General features: G+C 31.7%; 20 protein-coding genes and 1 pseudogene. 12 read left to right on the top strand and 9 right to left on the bottom strand.

What is annotated here, in order from left to right:
* The first annotated feature begins 119 nt into the window (after positions 1-119).
* Positions 120-1,574, top strand: coding sequence for a helix-turn-helix domain-containing protein (locus JNUCC83_RS02120; protein WP_454460606.1), 1,455 nt, complete (start codon positions 120-122; stop codon positions 1,572-1,574).
* A gap of 6 nt (positions 1,575-1,580) precedes the next feature.
* Here the strand turns inward: JNUCC83_RS02120 and JNUCC83_RS02115 are convergent, their stop codons facing one another.
* Positions 1,581-2,408: a LysR family transcriptional regulator gene (locus tag JNUCC83_RS02115; protein WP_454460605.1), complete on the bottom strand. Its 828-nt coding sequence runs from the start codon at positions 2,406-2,408 to the stop codon at positions 1,581-1,583.
* Positions 2,409-2,518: 110 nt separating this feature from the next.
* Here JNUCC83_RS02115 and JNUCC83_RS02110 point away from each other — a divergent pair, with 110 nt between their 5' ends.
* Both JNUCC83_RS02110 and tnpA read left to right on the top strand, forming a co-directional pair.
* Positions 2,519-3,529: a YeiH family protein gene (locus JNUCC83_RS02110; RefSeq protein WP_454460604.1), complete on the top strand. Its 1,011-nt coding sequence runs from the start codon at positions 2,519-2,521 to the stop codon at positions 3,527-3,529.
* Positions 3,530-3,763: 234 nt separating this feature from the next.
* Positions 3,764-4,219: an IS200/IS605 family transposase gene (tnpA, locus tag JNUCC83_RS02105; protein WP_454460603.1), complete on the top strand. Its 456-nt coding sequence runs from the start codon at positions 3,764-3,766 to the stop codon at positions 4,217-4,219.
* Between the two features lie 136 nt (positions 4,220-4,355).
* Here tnpA and JNUCC83_RS02100 read toward each other — a convergent pair whose 3' ends face one another.
* The 5 genes from JNUCC83_RS02100 to JNUCC83_RS02080 form a co-directional block, all read right to left on the bottom strand.
* The gene (locus JNUCC83_RS02100) at positions 4,356-5,024 is read right to left on the bottom strand and encodes a DUF805 domain-containing protein (RefSeq protein ID WP_454460602.1); all 669 of its coding nucleotides are present in this window, start codon (positions 5,022-5,024) and stop codon (positions 4,356-4,358) included.
* A 187-nt stretch (positions 5,025-5,211) separates the two neighbouring features.
* Positions 5,212-5,757, bottom strand: coding sequence for a cysteine hydrolase family protein (locus tag JNUCC83_RS02095; RefSeq protein WP_454460601.1), 546 nt, complete (start codon positions 5,755-5,757; stop codon positions 5,212-5,214).
* An 11-nt stretch (positions 5,758-5,768) separates the two neighbouring features.
* A complete protein-coding gene (locus tag JNUCC83_RS02090; protein ID WP_454460600.1) occupies positions 5,769-6,461 on the bottom strand; it encodes a 5'-methylthioadenosine/adenosylhomocysteine nucleosidase in 693 nt (230 codons plus the stop codon).
* Between the two features lie 10 nt (positions 6,462-6,471).
* Positions 6,472-6,642 carry a hypothetical protein gene (locus JNUCC83_RS02085; protein ID WP_454460599.1) on the bottom strand — a complete coding sequence of 57 codons (171 nt, stop codon included), beginning with the start codon at positions 6,640-6,642 and terminating at the stop codon, positions 6,472-6,474.
* Between the two features lie 10 nt (positions 6,643-6,652).
* Entirely contained in the window at positions 6,653-7,210 is a 558-nt protein-coding gene (locus tag JNUCC83_RS02080; RefSeq protein WP_454460598.1) for an NUDIX hydrolase, read from the bottom strand.
* A gap of 176 nt (positions 7,211-7,386) precedes the next feature.
* On the opposite strand from JNUCC83_RS02080, the gene JNUCC83_RS02075 reads away from it, so the two are divergent.
* Together JNUCC83_RS02075 and JNUCC83_RS02070 are read left to right on the top strand one after the other, a co-directional pair.
* The gene (locus JNUCC83_RS02075) at positions 7,387-8,064 is read left to right on the top strand and encodes a 5-bromo-4-chloroindolyl phosphate hydrolysis family protein (protein WP_454460597.1); all 678 of its coding nucleotides are present in this window, start codon (positions 7,387-7,389) and stop codon (positions 8,062-8,064) included.
* A 134-nt stretch (positions 8,065-8,198) separates the two neighbouring features.
* Positions 8,199-9,248: pseudogene (locus tag JNUCC83_RS02070) on the top strand (toxic anion resistance protein); the annotation flags it as partial.
* A gap of 44 nt (positions 9,249-9,292) precedes the next feature.
* Here JNUCC83_RS02070 and JNUCC83_RS02065 read toward each other — a convergent pair.
* A complete protein-coding gene (locus JNUCC83_RS02065) occupies positions 9,293-9,736 on the bottom strand; it encodes a Fur family transcriptional regulator (RefSeq protein ID WP_454460596.1) in 444 nt (147 codons plus the stop codon).
* 66 nt (positions 9,737-9,802) lie between these two features.
* Positions 9,803-10,258, bottom strand: a complete 456-nt coding sequence (lspA, locus tag JNUCC83_RS02060; protein WP_454460595.1) for a signal peptidase II — start codon at positions 10,256-10,258, stop codon at positions 9,803-9,805.
* Between the two features lie 189 nt (positions 10,259-10,447).
* On the opposite strand from lspA, the gene JNUCC83_RS02055 reads away from it, so the two are divergent.
* On the top strand, positions 10,448-10,672 hold the full coding sequence (locus JNUCC83_RS02055) for a cold-shock protein (RefSeq protein ID WP_454460594.1): 225 nt from the start codon (positions 10,448-10,450) through the stop codon (positions 10,670-10,672).
* Here the strand turns inward: JNUCC83_RS02055 and JNUCC83_RS02050 are convergent.
* The gene (locus tag JNUCC83_RS02050; protein WP_454460593.1) at positions 10,669-11,106 is read right to left on the bottom strand and encodes an EbsA family protein; all 438 of its coding nucleotides are present in this window, start codon (positions 11,104-11,106) and stop codon (positions 10,669-10,671) included. The two genes, JNUCC83_RS02055 and JNUCC83_RS02050, sit on opposite strands and share 4 nt — an antisense overlap.
* 84 nt (positions 11,107-11,190) lie before the next feature.
* Between JNUCC83_RS02050 and JNUCC83_RS02045 the strand changes: the two genes are divergently transcribed.
* The 6 genes from JNUCC83_RS02045 (at position 11,191) to ald (ending at position 18,087) form a co-directional block, all read left to right on the top strand.
* Positions 11,191-11,601: a ribonuclease HI family protein gene (locus tag JNUCC83_RS02045; RefSeq protein ID WP_454460592.1), complete on the top strand. Its 411-nt coding sequence runs from the start codon at positions 11,191-11,193 to the stop codon at positions 11,599-11,601.
* A 64-nt stretch (positions 11,602-11,665) separates the two neighbouring features.
* Complete coding sequence (cls, locus tag JNUCC83_RS02040) at positions 11,666-13,105, top strand: cardiolipin synthase (protein WP_454460591.1); 1,440 nt, start codon at positions 11,666-11,668, stop codon at positions 13,103-13,105.
* A gap of 186 nt (positions 13,106-13,291) precedes the next feature.
* The gene (locus tag JNUCC83_RS02035) at positions 13,292-14,671 is read left to right on the top strand and encodes a TrkH family potassium uptake protein (protein WP_454461308.1); all 1,380 of its coding nucleotides are present in this window, start codon (positions 13,292-13,294) and stop codon (positions 14,669-14,671) included.
* 140 nt (positions 14,672-14,811) lie between these two features.
* On the top strand, positions 14,812-16,155 hold the full coding sequence (locus JNUCC83_RS02030) for a MurT ligase domain-containing protein (RefSeq protein ID WP_454460590.1): 1,344 nt from the start codon (positions 14,812-14,814) through the stop codon (positions 16,153-16,155).
* Position 16,156: 1 nt separating this feature from the next.
* Positions 16,157-16,843, top strand: coding sequence for a type 1 glutamine amidotransferase (locus JNUCC83_RS02025; protein ID WP_454460589.1), 687 nt, complete (start codon positions 16,157-16,159; stop codon positions 16,841-16,843).
* Between the two features lie 125 nt (positions 16,844-16,968).
* Positions 16,969-18,087, top strand: coding sequence for an alanine dehydrogenase (gene ald / locus JNUCC83_RS02020; RefSeq protein WP_454460588.1), 1,119 nt, complete (start codon positions 16,969-16,971; stop codon positions 18,085-18,087).
* The last annotated feature ends 92 nt before the right edge of the window (positions 18,088-18,179 follow it).

Below are 18,179 nucleotides of genomic sequence, written 5' to 3'. Positions count from 1 at the left end.
AAAAACTTTGATTTTATGAATCTAAAATGTATTTTTATACGAATTGTAATTTTTTATAAAACAGATTATACTTTGATTAATAGTATGTCTGATTTATTCTTTTGAAAGGAATGAAATAGTTGATTAATTTATTACTTGAACCCAAAATAAAAATGACTATATCAGTCATTAATGTCATCTATAATCATTATGATTGGACACAAACTTCTTATATATCAAAAGAATTGAACATTTCTGAAAGAACAGTCCAACACTATATAAAAGATATTTTAGAAATAAAAAAAGAGTATGATAATACAACAGTGAATCAACTCTCTATTGACTATCTAAAAAATAAAGGAATAAAAATAGCTGATTACTCTAATGATTTTGAAGATTTTAAGAAGTACGTTGTTCAAAAAAGCCAAACGATGATATTACTTAATGATATCATCAACCAACAAATCATTTCTGTTACCAACTATTGTCAACAACACTTTTATAGCGAAACTACTGTGAGAAAAAATATTAAGCGAATTAAAGAAACATGTCATGTCTATGGTATTGATTTAGTCCACTTAAAATTAGTTGGCGATGAACGTAAAATACGTTATTTTATTGCTTTGTTTGATACTATGGTGAGCCGTGAAACCTATTTCTCATTAAATGGAATCGATTACGATATGCTACATGACCAATTTGAAACATTTTTTAATACTGCTGAATTCCATATCTCAGAAGTAAAAAAACAAAAAACAATAAATATTTTTTTAATTCATTTACAACGTATTGGCTTTAATCAACATGTCTCGATTCACGAAAAGTTTTACCGAGAGTTGTTAATTCACCCTGTGTATCCTTTAGTAGAAAAACTATTTAATCATTACTATATTTTTGATAAAAAAGAAATCGCCTACTTTTTCTACATCATGACACTTGATGAGGAACTGAATAGAAAAGAAGACACTAATTTGGCCTTTAATTTTTTTGAAAAGTATCATTACGAATTGATGACAACGACTGAATTAATTTTCAGTGACTTATTCCCTTTGTTCAGAACAATCACAGATGAAGAAGCCTATACCATTAAACGAGATATTTTTTATACTAGTTTTGTTACGATGATTTTTGATCAATTAGTTTTTGAGTATAAATATGGTATTACCGTAAATTATGATTTATCACAATACCCCATTATCACGTCAAAATTTTCTAATGTGATACAAAAACACTTAATAGACAAAAATTTCATCCCAAAAAATCAATTACCAACCTTATTACAGCAATACTTTTTTCGCTTTTTATATTTTATTGATCCAAAACACTTATTTAAAGTTGTTTCTATTTTTATTGAGCCTGCGTTTGACCGTCAGCATCAGAAACAAATGAAAGAGTATCTAGATTTATATTTTAATTATCAAATTGATTATAAAAGTACTTATATAGAAGACTCCACTGATGTCGTACTGACTCCTTTTCATGAAACAAGTGAGCATTCATTCTATACTGAAACTCCTATTATTATGGTCAAATTCCCTTTAAATTTGACATTTTTGCAAAAAGTAGAAAGTATCATCCAACAAAAAAGGACATAGAGTTTTTTACTCTACGTCCTTTTCGTTTGCATATTTTTCAATTTCTTTCTCAATTTCTAATAAAACTGGATGTGTCAAATAATCTTTTTTTAAAAAATAAAACAGTCGTCTATAATTTTGATCAAGCTCTTGATAAGTTAACCCTTTTGGAACAGATACTCGAGAAATGATACTTTTCCCTATCCCTTTTTCCAGTAATCTCACAATCATCTCATTATTTTTTACACACAGTCGTTTTGGTTGGATGTTTTCTTGTAAAAAGTAACGTTTCGTATAATGATACACTCCCGATATGTCTTCTCGGCACAACCATAAATCACTACTCATATCTCCTACAATCACCAATTCATCCGATAAAAATTCTTTTCTAGAGATAGGTCCTGTCTCCAATGGTTTTTCAATAAAACCAAAATGTGCTCGATGTTGTTGTACATTTTCTAGTACTTCTTCAGAATTGTGCATCTCTAACTCAAAAAAAACATCAGGAAATTTTTTAATGAGTACACTCATCATATCAGGTAAATAATAAATTGAAAAAGTATTCGATGCACTGATGACACATTTAACTTGATCTTTACCAACATGGCGAATTAATCGCTTGGTTTCTAACCAATCATCCTCCAAATTTAGGAGTCTGGTATATAGGATAGTTGCTTCCTTTGTTGGTGACATTTCTTGTTTTGATTTTCTCGTAAATAACTTGCAATTTAATTCTTCTTCTAATTGTTTGATTTGACTTGATACAGCAGGTTGGGAGATATACAAATTTTCAGCTGCTTTTGTAAAATTTCTTGTTTCATATGCCTCTTTAAATGTTAAAAATAGTCTAAACATTATGATCTCCTACTATTCATTTTTCTAATAGTTAATATTGTAACTATTTATTTTTAAAATGTAAACTAAACCAGTATAATTTAGTTATGTTTAATCTTGGAGGAATGAAAATGAAACAATTTAATCAATCGTTATTTCCTGGACTGCTTTTATCACTAGGAATTGCTAGCGTATCAAAAATAATTGCTATATGGCTCCCATCTCTGGGAGCAGGAACTATTGCTATTCTTTTAGGAATTTTACTGGGTAATATTTTCTTTAATCAAGCGGTATGGCAAAAAGGAACAAAATTTTCTGAAAAAACGCTACTAGAGTTATCAATTGTTCTTCTTGGAACAACCGTTACTTTTCAAACTATTGCTCAAATAGGCGGTTCAGGTATTTTATTCATTTTACTACAAATGTCTGTTACTATTTTAGCTACTTATTTTATAGGTAAAAAATTAAAATTTAACCAAACTATGTCCTTACTAATGGCTGGAGGAAATGCTGTATGTGGCTCATCAGCCATTGGAGCGATTGCACCAGAAATTGGCGCAAAAGATAAAGAAAAAGGACAAATTATTACTTTAGTCAATTTACTTGGTACAGTACTGATGCTAATACTCCCCTTTATTGGTGGAGCTGTTTTTTCTGATAATATTATGGAAAAAAGTGCCTTAATTGGTGGGACACTACAATCTGTTGGACAAGTTATTGCCAGTGCTAATATGGTTAGTCCAGAAGTTGTAGAGATGGCGACATTGTTTAAAATTTTACGTATTATGTTTTTAGTCTTTGTTGTATTTATTTTTAGCAAAATAGTCCAACAAACAAATGAACCTTTGAATCATTCTGCTTATAAGCAACCACAAAAGAAAAAATTTCCGCTTCCTTGGTATATTATTGGTTTTATTATTTGTTGTATATTAAATAGCACCGTTCATTTTCCAAACTTACTAAGTCAGACAACCCATTCAATCAGTGGTTGGTTTGAAATTACTGCTCTAGCCGCTATTGGTTTAAGAATAAATGCACGAGAATTTTTAAAGGAAGGTCCTAGATTTTTAGCTTACGCTGGAAGTGTTGGACTAGTTCAAATACTAGCTGCTATTGGTTTAATTAAGCTTCTTTCTATATAAACAAAAATTAGCTAAATCAAACAAATAAAAAAATTCAATAACATCAGTGCTTTAATAAACTGATGTTATTGGATTTTTTATTAATGACTTTAGTCAGTTGAACACGAAGTAGTGTTCAACAAAAAAACCACGCGTAATGCGCGTGGAGGAAATAGCTTTAGCGTTAAGAAACTCCTTTCGATATACTAAATAGTGGCTACCAACCGCTATAAGAGAACCGAAAGGAGTTTCTTTATGTCTAATGACGATAAAAGTCTATCACATACAAGATGGAATTGTAAGTATCATTTAGTCTTTACCCCCAAATATAGAAGAAAAGTGATATATGGGGAATTGAGAAAAGATATAGGTAAAATTTTAAGAAAATTATGCGATATGAAAAATGTCGAAATAATAGAGGCTCATGCAATGCCAGATCATATACATATGCTAGTAAGAATTCCACCAAAGGAATCAGTTTCAGGATTTATGGGATTTCTAAAAGGAAGAAGCGCTGTGCTAATTCATGAGCAACATGGAAATTTGAAATATAAGTATGGAAATAGAAGTTTTTGGTCGAAAGGCTATTATGTTAGCACAGTAGGTTTAAATCAAAAGACAATACAAAAATATATTCGAGAACAAGAAGCAGATGACAGAGTAAGAGATAGTATAAGTAAACGAGAATATATGGATCCATTTAAAAAATAAAAGTCTTCTCAAATAGCGGTTGTCAGTCTTTTAAAAGCCCTCTTTAGAGGGTATGCGAGTAGTGAGCCCTTCTAGGGCTATTAAAAAGCCACCCGTTTTCACGGGTGGATAGTTACTTTTCCAGATAACTTACTTTTTAACTTTTATGATTTTCTTGAATATCATTATTTAATACATTTGTTTCATTTTCTTTAAAGATAACAGTGTCTTTTAATTCGACATCTTCAACATCAGTTTTTTTACTAACAAATAAAAATGTTATAAATGGATTATTACTTTTTGTCACAAAATAATTTGTTGGTAAAAACATTGAAACGGACATAAAAATACTAAAAATCATAAATAAAAAGGTAAAAAGAGACGAATTATTAGAAAAAGATGACACGTCCCCTGTCGACAATGAATTAGATACTACTGAGGCTATATTTCCCATAGCGTTTATATAAAAGGAAAATAACCAAGTGTATGCTAAACTATAATAAATGATAAAAATTCCTAATAAAGCTTTCCCCTTTATTCCTAAATCTCTTAAACGTCTTACTTGAATAGATAATGATGGCACAATAATAGCAAGCGTAAATAGTACTAATAAGATAATTGGCATAATATTTGGCTCTCCATATATACTACTTACTAGTGATGAGATAGTCCAAATATAAAGAACAACATAAACTAGTACAATCGCCAACTGGGCCCACCAATAACCCGCTCTTGTTGTTCTACCCCTAAAATCAAAATATCCTTTAAAAAAATCACCTGTTGCTTGACTAAATGTTACTTTCCCTTTTTGCTCAATTTTTTTCATATGAACCTCCTATTTTTATTTTATAAACTATATTACTTGCTTATTTTACCATATAACTATTTTTTTTGTACATTTTATGAAAATTAGTTGTAACTAATCATTTTGTTTATCCATTAGTACCTCTCAATATAAATAAAAGATGATGATTTGAAACTTCCTATCAAAATCATCACCTTAATCTAAATGTTTATAATACGGTCGCACCCAGTGTATTTTTAAAATGCCCCAACGCCCATTTATGTCCAGCTTGGTCGAAGCTTTGGACAGCTTTTTCATGTACCACAATATTATATCCTAAATTGTAAGCATCAATGGCTGTATGTAGGACACAGATATCTGTGCATACACCGGTTAAGTGAATCGTATCAATTTTTCTTTCTCTTAAACGACTATCTAAATCAGTCCCACTAAATGCAGAGTAATGACGTTTATCGATCCAATATACCGTTTCTTTATCTTTATTTTTTTCGTACACATCATTCAATCCATTGTATAACTGACGGCCATCTGTTCCTTCGATGTTATGAGGTGGAAACAACTTATTTTCAGGATGATATTTGTCTGTAGAATCATGACAATCAATAGCAAAAACAACATAATTTCCATCATCAATAAATTGATTGGTTAGTCTTACAATCTCTGGTTCAATTTTTTGACCGTATTCACCAGTCGTTAATTTTCCATCTGTTGCAACAAAATCATTTGTATAGTCTATTGATATTAAAGCCTCCATCTTCTCACTCCTTAACTTATTTGTTTAATTAAATGAATCACCATCTCAGCGGATTTTTTACCTGCTTCAATGATAAATTCATCAAAATTAACACTGGCATTCTCGTCTCCTACATCACTAATGGCTCTTATAACCACAAAAGGACAGTTATATTGATGAGCAACCTGTGCAATAGCCGCACCTTCCATTTCATTTGCTAAAACGTCTGGAAAATGCTCTTTAATCTGATTAATCTGCTCCTTACTATGAACAAACGTGTCTCCTGATACAATTAATCCCTCATGTGGTACCAAGTTATGTTGCTTAGATGCTTTTCGTGCAGTTGATATCAAGTCATGATTTGCTTCATAGTACAGTGGCATCTGTGGCATTTGGCCATAACTATACCCAAATGCTGTGACGTCCGCGTCAAAATAGGCTAACTTTTCAGATATAACTAAATCACCAATAGATAATCCCTCACCAATACCTCCTGCAGAGCCAGTATTGATTAGACAATCCACTTTATAATGGCTAAGTAGTAAACTTGCCGTCAACCCGGCTAACACTTTTCCTATTCCTGACTGTGTCACGACCACATCATGTTCACCAATCACACCAGAGTAAAAAGAAACGCCCGCTTCATGCCACTCTTTTCTATTATTTAATTGCTCTTTTAATAAAATAACTTCTTGCTCCATTGCTCCGATAATTCCAATTTTCATATAAAACTCCTTATAAGTTAAAAATAGCGTACAATATAATCACTAACAATATCACGATAATAACAATGGCTCTATTTAACCAAGCATTTCGTTTTTCATTTTTATTCGCTTCTCTAAATCGACTTCTTGTTAAAATTTGTTGTGAGGTTGTTTCTGATTTTTCCGGTTTTTCTTTTGACATATTTTACTCCTTATTTCATTTGAAATTCCCATAGTAGAATAGCATACAAGGTTTTAGCATCACAAATATTTCCTAAACGAATATGTTCTTTTGCTTCTGCTAATGATAACTCAACAATATCTAAAAACTCATCCTCATCTCTAGGCAGAGGATTTTCTACTCTTTTGATACCATGCGCTTGAAATAAAACCATTCTTTCGTTACAAAATCCAGGTGAGGTTACAAAATCTGCGACTTCTTCCATTCGTTCACATTGATAGTATGTTTCTTCTTCAAGTTCACGTTGAGCAGTCTCTATAGGACTTGTTTCGTACTTCTCTATTTTTCCAGCTGGAATTTCAAGAATACTTTTTTCAATCGCTTTACGGTATTGTCTAACTAGCACAATACGGTTCATTGGTGTAATAGCTAAAATACCAACAGCCCCATTATGAAAGACAAGCTCTCGTTTAGACGTTGCTCCATTAGGTAGTTTTACTGTATCAACACAAACATCAATGATTGCCCCATTATAAACATTAGTTCTTTCTATCGTTTCTTCATTAAATTTATCTTTCATCTTCAGCATGCTCCTTGTATTTTGAGTCATTTATGTTTATGATACCTTTAACGAGGTGTTATTTCAACAAATCTTACTGTAACCTTGTACTTATTTATAAATCAAACTTGGGACTGATAATGTTTTTACTCCCTTATGATAAACTATTACTATACAAATAATTCATAAAAAGAGGAGTGACACAAATGAAGCAACGTAAAACAAATAAGACTGTCATATTTGTGATTGGTTTTTTAGTAGGAATGTTCATTTTGACTGACATTGATGAAAACTTAATTCCTGTAGCTATCCTTGCACTCATTGCATGGTTTGTCTATAAGAAATTCTCCAAGAAACATAAAAAAGATGTTGTTCCTGGTTTATCAAAAGAAAAGCAAGAACACTATCATGAAGCTGGCATGTCTGATAAAGAAATTGAATTTTTCAGAAACACGCTTGCTGAAACCAAACAACAAATCGATCAATTGGAATCTAATTTTCAAGCCGTTCCGAAATTGAAAGCAATTAATTTAAGGTATGACACACTAAAAGTGTGTAAAGCAATGTTTAAGGAATTAGTGAAAGAACCAAAAAAACTTCATCTAGCTGATAAGTTTCTCTACAATCATCTACCAAATTTAGTTGAACTAACTAATAAGTATGTTGAAATCTCAGAGCATGAAATTAAAAGTAAAGCAACATATGACACTTTAAATGATAGTATTTCAGCTATTGAAAATGTTGCAGTCCTTATCATTAAAGATTATGAATACTTTGTTAGTGACGATATAGAAGACCTTGAAGTCGAAATATCAATTGCTAAACAAAATACTAATAGAGAGTACAAAGAACAAGATATTTCTAGCGAGCAGGAGGAAAATTAATGTCTGACGAAATAAAAAAAGTAGAATCAATAGACAATACATTAGACGACTTACTTAGCAACCCTTTTTCCGAAATTGAGCAAACCGATGTGTTAGCTCAAGCTGAAAAAAAACAACAAGTAGCTACGTCAACAAAAGTGATTGATAAGCTATCTGATGAAAGAAAAAAACAAGCACAAGAGTTAGCCAATCAAATTGATACAAATGATAGTCAATCTATTTTAAGTTATGGTGTCGCAGCTCAGCAAAAACTAAGTGAATTTTCACATACTATGTTAAATCATGTTCAAACACAAGATATTGGTCCGATGGGAGACTCATTGACTGAGTTGATGTATCGTCTAAATGAAGCCAGTCCTAGTGAGCTTGAAGCAAGAGATGGTAATTTATTTAAGCGTATGTTTGGTAAAGTAAAACAATCCATTTATGAAATTACTGCTAAATATCAAAAAATAGGAGCTCAAATTGATAAAATAGCTGTAAAATTAGATCATGAAAAAAATGGATTACTTGAAGATAATGCAATGCTTGAACAACTTTATCACAAAAACAAGGACTATTTTGATGCACTAAATATTTATATTGCAGCTGGTGAATTAAAGATTGAAGAACTGCAAACTAAAAAAATCCCTGAAGCGATGGCCCATGCAGAAGAAACAGGCGATCAGATGGATACTCAAATCGTCAATGACTTAAATCAATTTGTTGATCGTCTTGAAAAAAGAACCTATGACTTAAAGCTTGCTAGACAAATTACAATACAACAAGCACCACAAATTCGTTTAATTCAAAATACCAATCAAGCATTAGCTGAAAAAATCCAAGCTTCTATCAATACCGCTATTCCTTTATGGAAAAATCAGGTGGCTATCGCCTTAACTCTGTTGAGACAAAAAGATGCTGTGACGGCTCAACGTCAAGTATCTGAAACGACAAATGATTTATTAGCTAAAAATTCAGAGATGCTTAAAATTTCTGCAATTGAAACAGCTAAAGAAAATGAACGAGGTATTGTCGATATTGAAACATTACAAAAAACTCAAAATGATTTAGTAGAAACTATTCAAGAAACATTAAAAATTCAACAAGAAGGTAAAGAAAAACGCCGTAATGCTGAATTAGAATTATCCATGATGGAAGAAGATTTAAAAAATAAATTACTAGAGATGTCTGGAAGTAAATAAAAAAAGTCCCAATCTATATTGAATATAGGTTGGGACTTTTTAATTTAAGCATCTTCTTCTAATTTTTGACATTCTGGACAAATGCCATACATTTCTAAACGGTGATCATTAATTCTAAATCCTGTTAATTTTTCAGTGGCAGCTTCCACATCACCAAGACCTGGATAATTGACATCCACGACTTTCTTACATTTCTCGCAAATCGCATGATAGTGTTTTTCTGTAGCAAAATCAAACCGACTTGAAGAATCGCCATATGCCATCTCAACAACAAAGCCAATTTCTGTAAATAATCGCAAATTATTATATACAGTAGCAACACTCATATTTGGAAATCGACTTTCCAATTCTTTATAAATATCATCAGCAGTTGGGTGTGTATGACTTTCAATCAGATATTCCAAAATAGCATATCTTTGTGGTGTAATTCTTATGTCAGCTGTTTTTAATTTTTCTATTGCTTCGTCAACTAAGTGATTTTTTGACATATAGCATCATCCTCACTATTTATATTAATTCTATTTTACTACTCTTTACAATTTTTCGCAAGATTCTTATTTATTGTTAGCTTCTTCGTCAAAAAATAGAATATAGATAAAAATGCAAATAACACCTACCACTAAACAAATATCCGCCACATTAAAAATTGGAAATTTAATAAACTCTGTTTGGAACATATCGACAACATATCCTTGTCTAAAGCGATCAATAAAATTCCCGACAGTCCCACCTATCACAAAACTCAAACCAATTGTTAACCACTTATTTTTATATCTATTCTTATAAAGTAAGTAAGAAAAAATGCATAAAGCAATCACTCCTACTAATAAGAAAAACCACATATGTCCTTCAAAAATACTCCACGCACCACCTTCATTACGAATATGCGTGATAGATAAAATCGGATTATTCCATGTTGTTTCATACAAATCTAAATTTTGCACAACCACCAATTTTGTTAGTTGATCTATTACAATACTCCCAATAATAATCAATAAATAAAGAATCATCGACTCGTTCCTTTCATCACTAAACTATTTCTTCTGTCAATTAAAAACAATAAATACAGTATATAACATTTTTTAGAAAGAACAACCTTTATTTACCGACTGTTTTTCTATTAAATAATGTTGTTTGACGAATGTTCGTTGAAACCGTATAATAATCAATATGATAGAAGAAACCTGGAGGAATGTGAAATGAAACAAGGTTTAGTAAAATGGTTTGATGTGAAAAAAGGCTATGGATTCATTGTTTACGACCAAGATGAGGAAATCTTTGTTCATTTTACGGCAATAGAGCAAGACGGTTTTAAAACATTATTTGAAGGACAGCATGTCTTATTTGATATTAAAGAAGGCGCTAGAGGTTTACAAGCTTCTAACGTATCTGTTATAAAAGAAGATGAAAAAAGAGTTGATTAATCATCAACTCCTTTTTTATGTCCATTTATGGCACAGGTTAAATAATCTGATTGCTCTAAATGTGTTATAAAACTTATCTTAGATGAGGGTAACATAAGGTATGACCTCTCATGATGTGTCGTTATTAATGTAAACCCATACTTACCGACCAATACTTTTTTTATTTCATTAATATCAATGGTATATTGGTTCTTTTTTAATACAGCATTTACCTTAATTTGATCTTGTGTCAAAATTAATTTTCGTCTTGTTCCTAGGTAGAAAAAAAACAGAAACATTAAAAATGTCACTATACTAAATAGGTTGATACGTCCTTGTTCTTCTAGTAATCCAATCATACTAGCAAAAAATAAGACAAATGTCAGAGACCAATAAATAACTGTATCAGCTAATATAGGTTGATATCTATATATATGAATCTTATTCTCGCTCATTACTACCCTCCGTTAAACTCGCTCTTCTCTAAGATATAATACTAACACAAGATAAACGAATAAAAAAATGAAATGAGGAATTTTATGATAAAAATTAACACTGATTCTTCTACACATCCAAAATATAAAAAAAGCGTAGGATGTTTTGTTATCAAAAACGACGGAAACATAATCATTGAAACATTTCCTCTAGATGCTGCAGACAATCATACAGCTGAATTTAAAACAGTGATTAAAGCACTCCAGTATTGTCTTGACCATTGTTTATCTGATAATTTAATCTATATATATTCAGATAGTAAAATTGTTGTATCATCAATCAACAAACGCTATGTAAAAAATGAGTTATTCACCCCACTTCTTGATACTTTAATAACTCTTACAAAGAGCTTTAAGAATCTAACAATAGAATGGATACCAGAAAATCAAAATAAAATGGCAGACCATCATGCAAAACAAGCACTGCAAAAAGAATTAAAGTACTCAAAAAAATAAAATATAGCTAGGTATCTGCCTATTTTTTTGCTAGAATAAGATATCATGTAAAGGGGGATAACAAATGAGCATCCTTTTAATTATTTTATACTTAATTAATTTATTATTTGCACTATTTTTAATATTTTATAGAGAGCGCGACACAAGCGTAACATGGGCATGGCTGTTAGTCTTTATGTTTATTCCATTTTTGGGTTTTATACTCTACCTATTTTTTGGCTTAGGTCTTAGCAAAAAAGAACGTTACGACATAAAAAGTCAAATATCCCTAGATTTCGATTCTCTAGATAGTATGTACGATCCAACTCTACAACTATACGATGATATTCCTGTCGAAAAAAAACATCAACAACTAGCCTATTTTATGTCTAATTTAAATCATACCCCTCTAACACACCATAATAACGTTAAAATATTCGTGGATGGCGAGCAAAAATTAGAATCGTTACTAAACGATATAAGACATGCCGAAAAGTTTATTCACATTGAATATTATGCTTTTGTGACGGATGAAACGGGTATGCGCGTGGTTGATTTACTCACTGAAAAAGCAAAACAAGGCGTGGAAGTTTGCTTACTTTACGATGAACTAGGATCTAAAGGCGTAAAAAAAGCAAAATTTAGTCAACTTATAGAAGCAGGCGGAAAAACTCAGACCTTTGTTACGAGTGAAAAAGCAATTTTAAAATTTAGGGTAAATTATCATGACCACCGTAAGATTGCTGTCATTGATGGAAAAATTAGCTACATTGGTGGATTTAATATCGCTGATCAGTACGTTCAAACAACGAAAAAATTTGGTTATTGGCGCGATACTCACCTACGAATAGACGGTCCTGCAACCTCTATTTTAGAATTGCGTTTCCTATCTGACTGGAATGTTTCTGTCCCATCAAATGAAAAACTTATTGGTAAACTCGATTATCTGTATCATGAGAAACCAAATACTTCAGCCTCTACTGATATCCAGATTATTGCCAGTGGTCCTCATGATGAAAGGCAACAAATTAAGTTAGCTTTCACTAAACTAATCACTAGTGCAAAAAAAAGAATTTGGATACAAACACCATATTTTATACCTGATGACACGATTCTTGATGCGCTTAAAATCGCAAAAGAGTCAGGAGTTGACGTCCGAATTATGATTCCAAATAAGCCAGACCATCCTTTCATTTATCGTGCTACACAATATTTTGCTCAAGTCATTATGAAATATGATATTGACGTGTTTATTTATGAAGGAGGCTTCCTACATTCTAAAGTACTAATCATGGATGATGACGTTAGTATTGTAGGGTCTGCTAATCAAGATATTCGAAGTTATAAACTAAATTTTGAGGCAAGTGCAGTCATGTATGACCCATCAATCAATCAAGACTTGACTAATTATTTTGAAAAAGATTTAAAAAACTCTAAACAATTAACCCAAGAAATGATCGATAATATGTCTATTTGGCTAAAATTCAAACAGAAAACGGCTAGACTTTTTTCACCAATCATGTAATTTTATAATCCATCAAAGATGAATTCATCTTTGATGGATTATTTATTTTCAAAACCTATTATTTTTTCCTATATAAAATTCGTAACTTTTTTGTTAAGACTAGTTTAATAATCTAGAAGTTGTTATACTAGTTGAGACATTAGACTATAAGGAGGAGATGATTTGCCTCGTTTAGAATTTTCTTATATGAAATTAAAACATTCTGGCATAAAATACATTAACCGACACCTTTCCAGTATTCAAATTATATTTATCTACTATGTTTTGATGACTGCAGTCGCTTACTTTTTACTCAGCATGCCCTACTTTCATCAAGATGGTGCATCCTATTCAACCTTTGATATGATTTTTATGGCTATAAGTACCATTAGTGTCACAGGCCTTAGCACCTTTAATATCAATGAAATATTTAATCAGCGTGGCATCATCTTACTCGAGATTCTCTTTCAAATAGGTGGTTTTGGAATAATGATGGTCTCAACTTTCTTCTTTATATTATCAAAGAAAAAAATATCTTTAAAACGTAGACAACTTATTATGACAGACATGAACTCTCCAAAACTGAGCGGGAGTATTCGCTTAATCAAAAATACTATGTTAACTTTACTCGCTATTCAATTAGTATTTGGCGTTGTTTTCGCTACTCATTTTTATTTTGCTGAACATCATCTTGACTTAGTTGAGTCTCTATTTCATGGATTTTATCAATCAATTTCTGCAGTCACAAACTCAGGTTTTGATGTGACTGGAGAATCTGTCACGCCATATAAAAATGACTTTTTCTTTTTACCAATTTTAATGCTTTTAATCATGATTGGTGGAATTGGTTTTCCCGTACTCATGGAAATCAAAGAATGGTTATTTTATAAACGAAAAAAGCATAGACTCCCTTTTCGCTTTTCTCTATTCAGTCGTCTTGCTCTTAGTATTTATCTCGTGTTATTTGTCGTTGGAACACTGTTAATTTATCTTTTAGAAAAAAATCATTTATTTATTGATATGAGCGAATCACAAAAATGGTTAACCTCCATGTTTTATTCAACGACAACAAGAAATGCTGGTTTACAATTAAATAATCTCAATGATTTCCAAACACCTACTTTGTTACTTTTTTCTATGCTAATGTTTATAGGCTGTAGTCCCAGTTCTGTTGGTGGAGGTGTTCGAACAACCACTGTCGCAATTTTAGGATTGTATATGTATAGCTTTATTAAAGGGCAAGAAAACGTCACTGTATTTAATAGGAGAATTGATAAAACAGATATCAAAAAAGCCATTGTTGTATTTAATTTGTCAGTTTTCATGTGTTTCCTATCTATTCTAATTTTAACGGTCACTGAAAATGAATCGATGATTGCCTTGATTGTTGAGGTAGCTTCAGCTTTTGGAACTACAGGATTATCTTTAGGTATCACCTCTTCACTCTCTCCTATTGGGAAAATTGTCATTGCCCTATTAATGTTTATCGGACGTATTGGGATGCTTTACACCTTAATGATATTTATACCAAAAGAAAAACACGATCACGGTTATGTTTATCCCGCCGAAAAAATTATTATTGGTTAAATTTAGCGACTTGGAACAAATGTTTTTTTGTTCTAAGTCGTTTTGTTATCTTATTAAGAGAATCTTATGCTTTTTTTTAATCTATCGAATCTTTTTTATGGTATCATGATTAAGTTAATGTATACACAGGAGGAATGTATATGAGTTTTAAAAGTGGACTAGCAACAACTGTTGGTAAATCTTCACAATGGATATTGAAAACATTTTTCAAAGGTGGAAGTAGTTTACCTGGAAAATTAGCGTTAAAAATAGATCCAACAATTCTTTCAAGTCTTGCTAAAGATTATGATGTAATTGTTATAACTGGAACAAATGGTAAAACTTTAACAACTGCTTTAACAGTCAACATCTTAAAAGAAGAATTTGACTCAGTTGTTACAAATACGACAGGTGCCAACATGTTACAAGGAATTGTATCAACCTTTCTTCAAGGTAAAAAAAATAAACATGGTAAAAATGTCGCAGTCTTAGAAATTGATGAGGCGAGTTTAAATAAAGTAACTGACTTTTTAACTCCTGAACTATTTCTATTTACAAATATTTTTCGCGATCAAATGGATCGTTATGGAGAAATTTATACGACATACCAACTAATTGTTGATGGTGCTAAAAAAGCACCTCATGCACCAATTTTAATGAATGGTGATTTACCAATCTTTAATTCTGTAGAAACAGTTAACCCTCGTGAATATTACGGATTTAACCACAAAAAAGACGAAGAACAACTGGCACATTATAATACAGATGGGGTACTTTGTCCTCACTGTCACCATATTTTGCACTACAAGATGATTACATATAGCAACTTAGGTGATTACTATTGCCCTAACTGTGACTTCAAACGTCCTGAACTTACTGTTGCTTTAACTGATATCAAACACATGACAAACGTTTCTTCGACATTTACGATTGATGAGCATGATTATCAAATTGAGGTAGGTGGGATGTACAACATTTATAATGCTTTAGCTGCTACAGCAGTCGCAAAGCACTATAATATCTCACCAGAAAAAATCAGAAAAGGTCTCTCTTACGATGAGAAAGTATTCGGTCGACAAGAAGTCATCGAAATCGGTGATAAAAAATGTACGCTCGTATTGGTAAAAAATCCTGTTGGGTTAAATCAAGTGGTTGATACTATGAAATTATCTCCTTATCCATTTTCTTTAGCAGCTCTGTTAAACGCAAATTATGCGGATGGTATTGATGTTAGTTGGATTTGGGATAGTCAACTAGAAGAATTGGGTGACCTTGATATCCCTAAAGTGATTTCTGGTGGTGAACGTCAAAGTGACATGTCCTTACGTCTAAAAGTAGCTGGCATACCCGAAGATAACTTAATCGAAACATCTTCACTGACACAAGTTATTAATGAAATAAAATCCGCTCCGACTGAGCATGTTTACATTTTAGCAACATATACAGCCGTATTAGGCTTGAGAAAAGAACTAATCCAACAAGGGTTTATCAAGGAGGATGCCTAGTATGACAAATTATCATTTAACATTTTGCCACCTTTATGGAAATCTTCTAAACACATATGGTGACAATGGTAACCTACTTTTACTAAACTACTATGCTAAAAAACTAGGTATATCAATTACAACAGAAATTATCAGTGTATTTGAAGAGTTTGATGATTCAACATATGACTTTGTCTTTTTTGGCGGGGGTCAAGACTACGAACAGAAGATTGTATCTGAAGATATTCAAAATAAAAAAGAGTCTCTTACTCGCTACATAAAAAATGATGGTGTTATGTTGGCAATATGCGGTGGCTTCCAACTACTTGGTGACTATTATATTGGGGCTCATGGTGAAAAGATTCATGGTATTTCTGCTCTTCCACATTATACATTAAGCCAAGAAAACAATCGTTTTATTGGAGATATAGAAATTTATAATAAAGAATTTAACGAAACTTATTATGGTTTTGAAAACCATAATGGAATGACATTCCTTGGCGACGGGGAAAAACCATTAGGTGAAGTCGTAAAAGGCTATGGAAATAATGGCAAAGATAAAACAGAAGGTGTTATTTATAAAAATGTCATAGGGTCATATTCTCATGGACCCCTTTTAGCAAAAAATAAGCAATTAGCTCTCAGATTACTAAACATGGCTATGAAAAATAAATATGAAAAAACTTTTACATTAGAAGATTTGAATTAGAACACATATTTAATTTGTGTTCTTTTTTTATACAAAAAGTATATTATTGGCCTTTTTTTGAATTTTTATATACAATTACATTGTTATAACTTTAACAAGTTATGAAAGAATAGGAGTGAAAAAAATTGAAAATTGGCGTACCAAAAGAAATTAAGAACAATGAAAATCGTGTGGCTTTGACTCCACCATTTGTTAAAATTTTAGTGGAAAAATCACATGACGTTGTTGTACAATCTCAAGCAGGTGTAGGAGCTGGATTCGAAGACACTGCTTACGAAGAAATGGGTGCAACAATCGTTCAAAATCCAGAAGACGCATGGGATGTAGATATGGTTCTAAAAGTCAAAGAACCTCTAGCATCTGAATATCATTTATTCAAACCTAATCAAATATTATTTACATATCTACACTTAGCTCCTAATAAAGAATTAACAGATGCTTTATTAGAGAAAAAAGTAACCTCTATTGCTTATGAATCTGTTCGTTTAGCAGATGGTTCTCTTCCATTACTAACACCTATGTCAGAAATTGCTGGTCGTATGGCTCCACAAACTGGCGCTTATTTCTTAGAATCAATTAATGAAGGTGCTGGCGTATTATTATCTGCTGTACCTGGTGTTGAAAAAGGACAGGTTGTTATCATTGGTGGTGGGGTCGCTGGAACAAATGCAGCAAAACTTGCAGTTGGTTTGGGTGCAAAAGTGAGAGTCTTAGATGTTAATCCTAAACGTTTAGCTGAATTGGAGGATATCTTTGGAAACAATGTAGAAACTGTTATTTCAAATTCACATAACATTGAAAAATCCGTAAAAATTGCTGACTTAGTTATCGGTGCTGTTCTTATCCCCGGTCGTAAAGCCCCTCGACTAGTGACAGAAGATATGGTAAAACAAATGAAACCTGGTTCTGTCATTATAGATATTGCTATTGATCAAGGCGGTATTTTTGAAACAACTGATCATGTTACAAATCATGACAACCCAACTTATATCAAACATGGTGTTGTTCACTATGCTGTAGCTAATATGCCAGGTGCTGTAGCTCGTACATCAACATTGGCATTAACAAATAATACATTACCTTACATTGTCAAATTAGCAAACGATTCATTAAAAGATATTGTTTACAATGATGAAGCTTTAAGACATGGTTTCAATACTTACAATGGCGTGTTAAATTCTAAAGAAGTAGCAGAAGACCAAAATCGTTTAACTGATTACAAGCCAATTATAGAGGTTTTATAATTAATACAAAAATACCGTGTAAAATAACCGAAGCTGTTGAAAAAGTTAAATAAGAAAATAGAGTACTGATTCCTTATACAAAGGAGTAAGTA

It is taken from the genome of Vagococcus sp. JNUCC 83, from assembly GCF_053667615.1.
This window is presented reverse-complemented; position numbering and strand designations above follow the sequence as displayed.

What these genes read in the sequence shown, in the direction of transcription:
- JNUCC83_RS02100 (WP_454460602.1), bottom strand. Translation starts at nt 5,024, where the DNA reads ATGAAAAAAATTGAGCAAAAAGGGAAAGTAACATTTAGTCAAGCAACA.
- JNUCC83_RS02085 (WP_454460599.1), bottom strand. Translation starts at nt 6,642, where the DNA reads ATGTCAAAAGAAAAACCGGAAAAATCAGAAACAACCTCACAACAAATT.
- JNUCC83_RS02115 (WP_454460605.1), bottom strand. Translation starts at nt 2,408, where the DNA reads ATGTTTAGACTATTTTTAACATTTAAAGAGGCATATGAAACAAGAAAT.
- JNUCC83_RS02065 (WP_454460596.1), bottom strand. Translation starts at nt 9,736, where the DNA reads ATGTCAAAAAATCACTTAGTTGACGAAGCAATAGAAAAATTAAAAACA.
- tnpA (WP_454460603.1), top strand. Translation starts at nt 3,764, where the DNA reads ATGTCTAATGACGATAAAAGTCTATCACATACAAGATGGAATTGTAAG.
- JNUCC83_RS02110 (WP_454460604.1), top strand. Translation starts at nt 2,519, where the DNA reads ATGAAACAATTTAATCAATCGTTATTTCCTGGACTGCTTTTATCACTA.
- JNUCC83_RS02035 (WP_454461308.1), top strand. Translation starts at nt 13,292, where the DNA reads ATGAAATTAAAACATTCTGGCATAAAATACATTAACCGACACCTTTCC.
- JNUCC83_RS02055 (WP_454460594.1), top strand. Translation starts at nt 10,448, where the DNA reads ATGAAACAAGGTTTAGTAAAATGGTTTGATGTGAAAAAAGGCTATGGA.
- JNUCC83_RS02045 (WP_454460592.1), top strand. Translation starts at nt 11,191, where the DNA reads ATGATAAAAATTAACACTGATTCTTCTACACATCCAAAATATAAAAAA.
- cls (WP_454460591.1), top strand. Translation starts at nt 11,666, where the DNA reads ATGAGCATCCTTTTAATTATTTTATACTTAATTAATTTATTATTTGCA.
- JNUCC83_RS02030 (WP_454460590.1), top strand. Translation starts at nt 14,812, where the DNA reads ATGAGTTTTAAAAGTGGACTAGCAACAACTGTTGGTAAATCTTCACAA.
- JNUCC83_RS02050 (WP_454460593.1), bottom strand. Translation starts at nt 11,106, where the DNA reads ATGAGCGAGAATAAGATTCATATATATAGATATCAACCTATATTAGCT.
- JNUCC83_RS02095 (WP_454460601.1), bottom strand. Translation starts at nt 5,757, where the DNA reads ATGGAGGCTTTAATATCAATAGACTATACAAATGATTTTGTTGCAACA.
- lspA (WP_454460595.1), bottom strand. Translation starts at nt 10,258, where the DNA reads ATGATTCTTTATTTATTGATTATTATTGGGAGTATTGTAATAGATCAA.
- JNUCC83_RS02025 (WP_454460589.1), top strand. Translation starts at nt 16,157, where the DNA reads ATGACAAATTATCATTTAACATTTTGCCACCTTTATGGAAATCTTCTA.
- JNUCC83_RS02090 (WP_454460600.1), bottom strand. Translation starts at nt 6,461, where the DNA reads ATGAAAATTGGAATTATCGGAGCAATGGAGCAAGAAGTTATTTTATTA.
- JNUCC83_RS02080 (WP_454460598.1), bottom strand. Translation starts at nt 7,210, where the DNA reads ATGCTGAAGATGAAAGATAAATTTAATGAAGAAACGATAGAAAGAACT.
- JNUCC83_RS02075 (WP_454460597.1), top strand. Translation starts at nt 7,387, where the DNA reads ATGAAGCAACGTAAAACAAATAAGACTGTCATATTTGTGATTGGTTTT.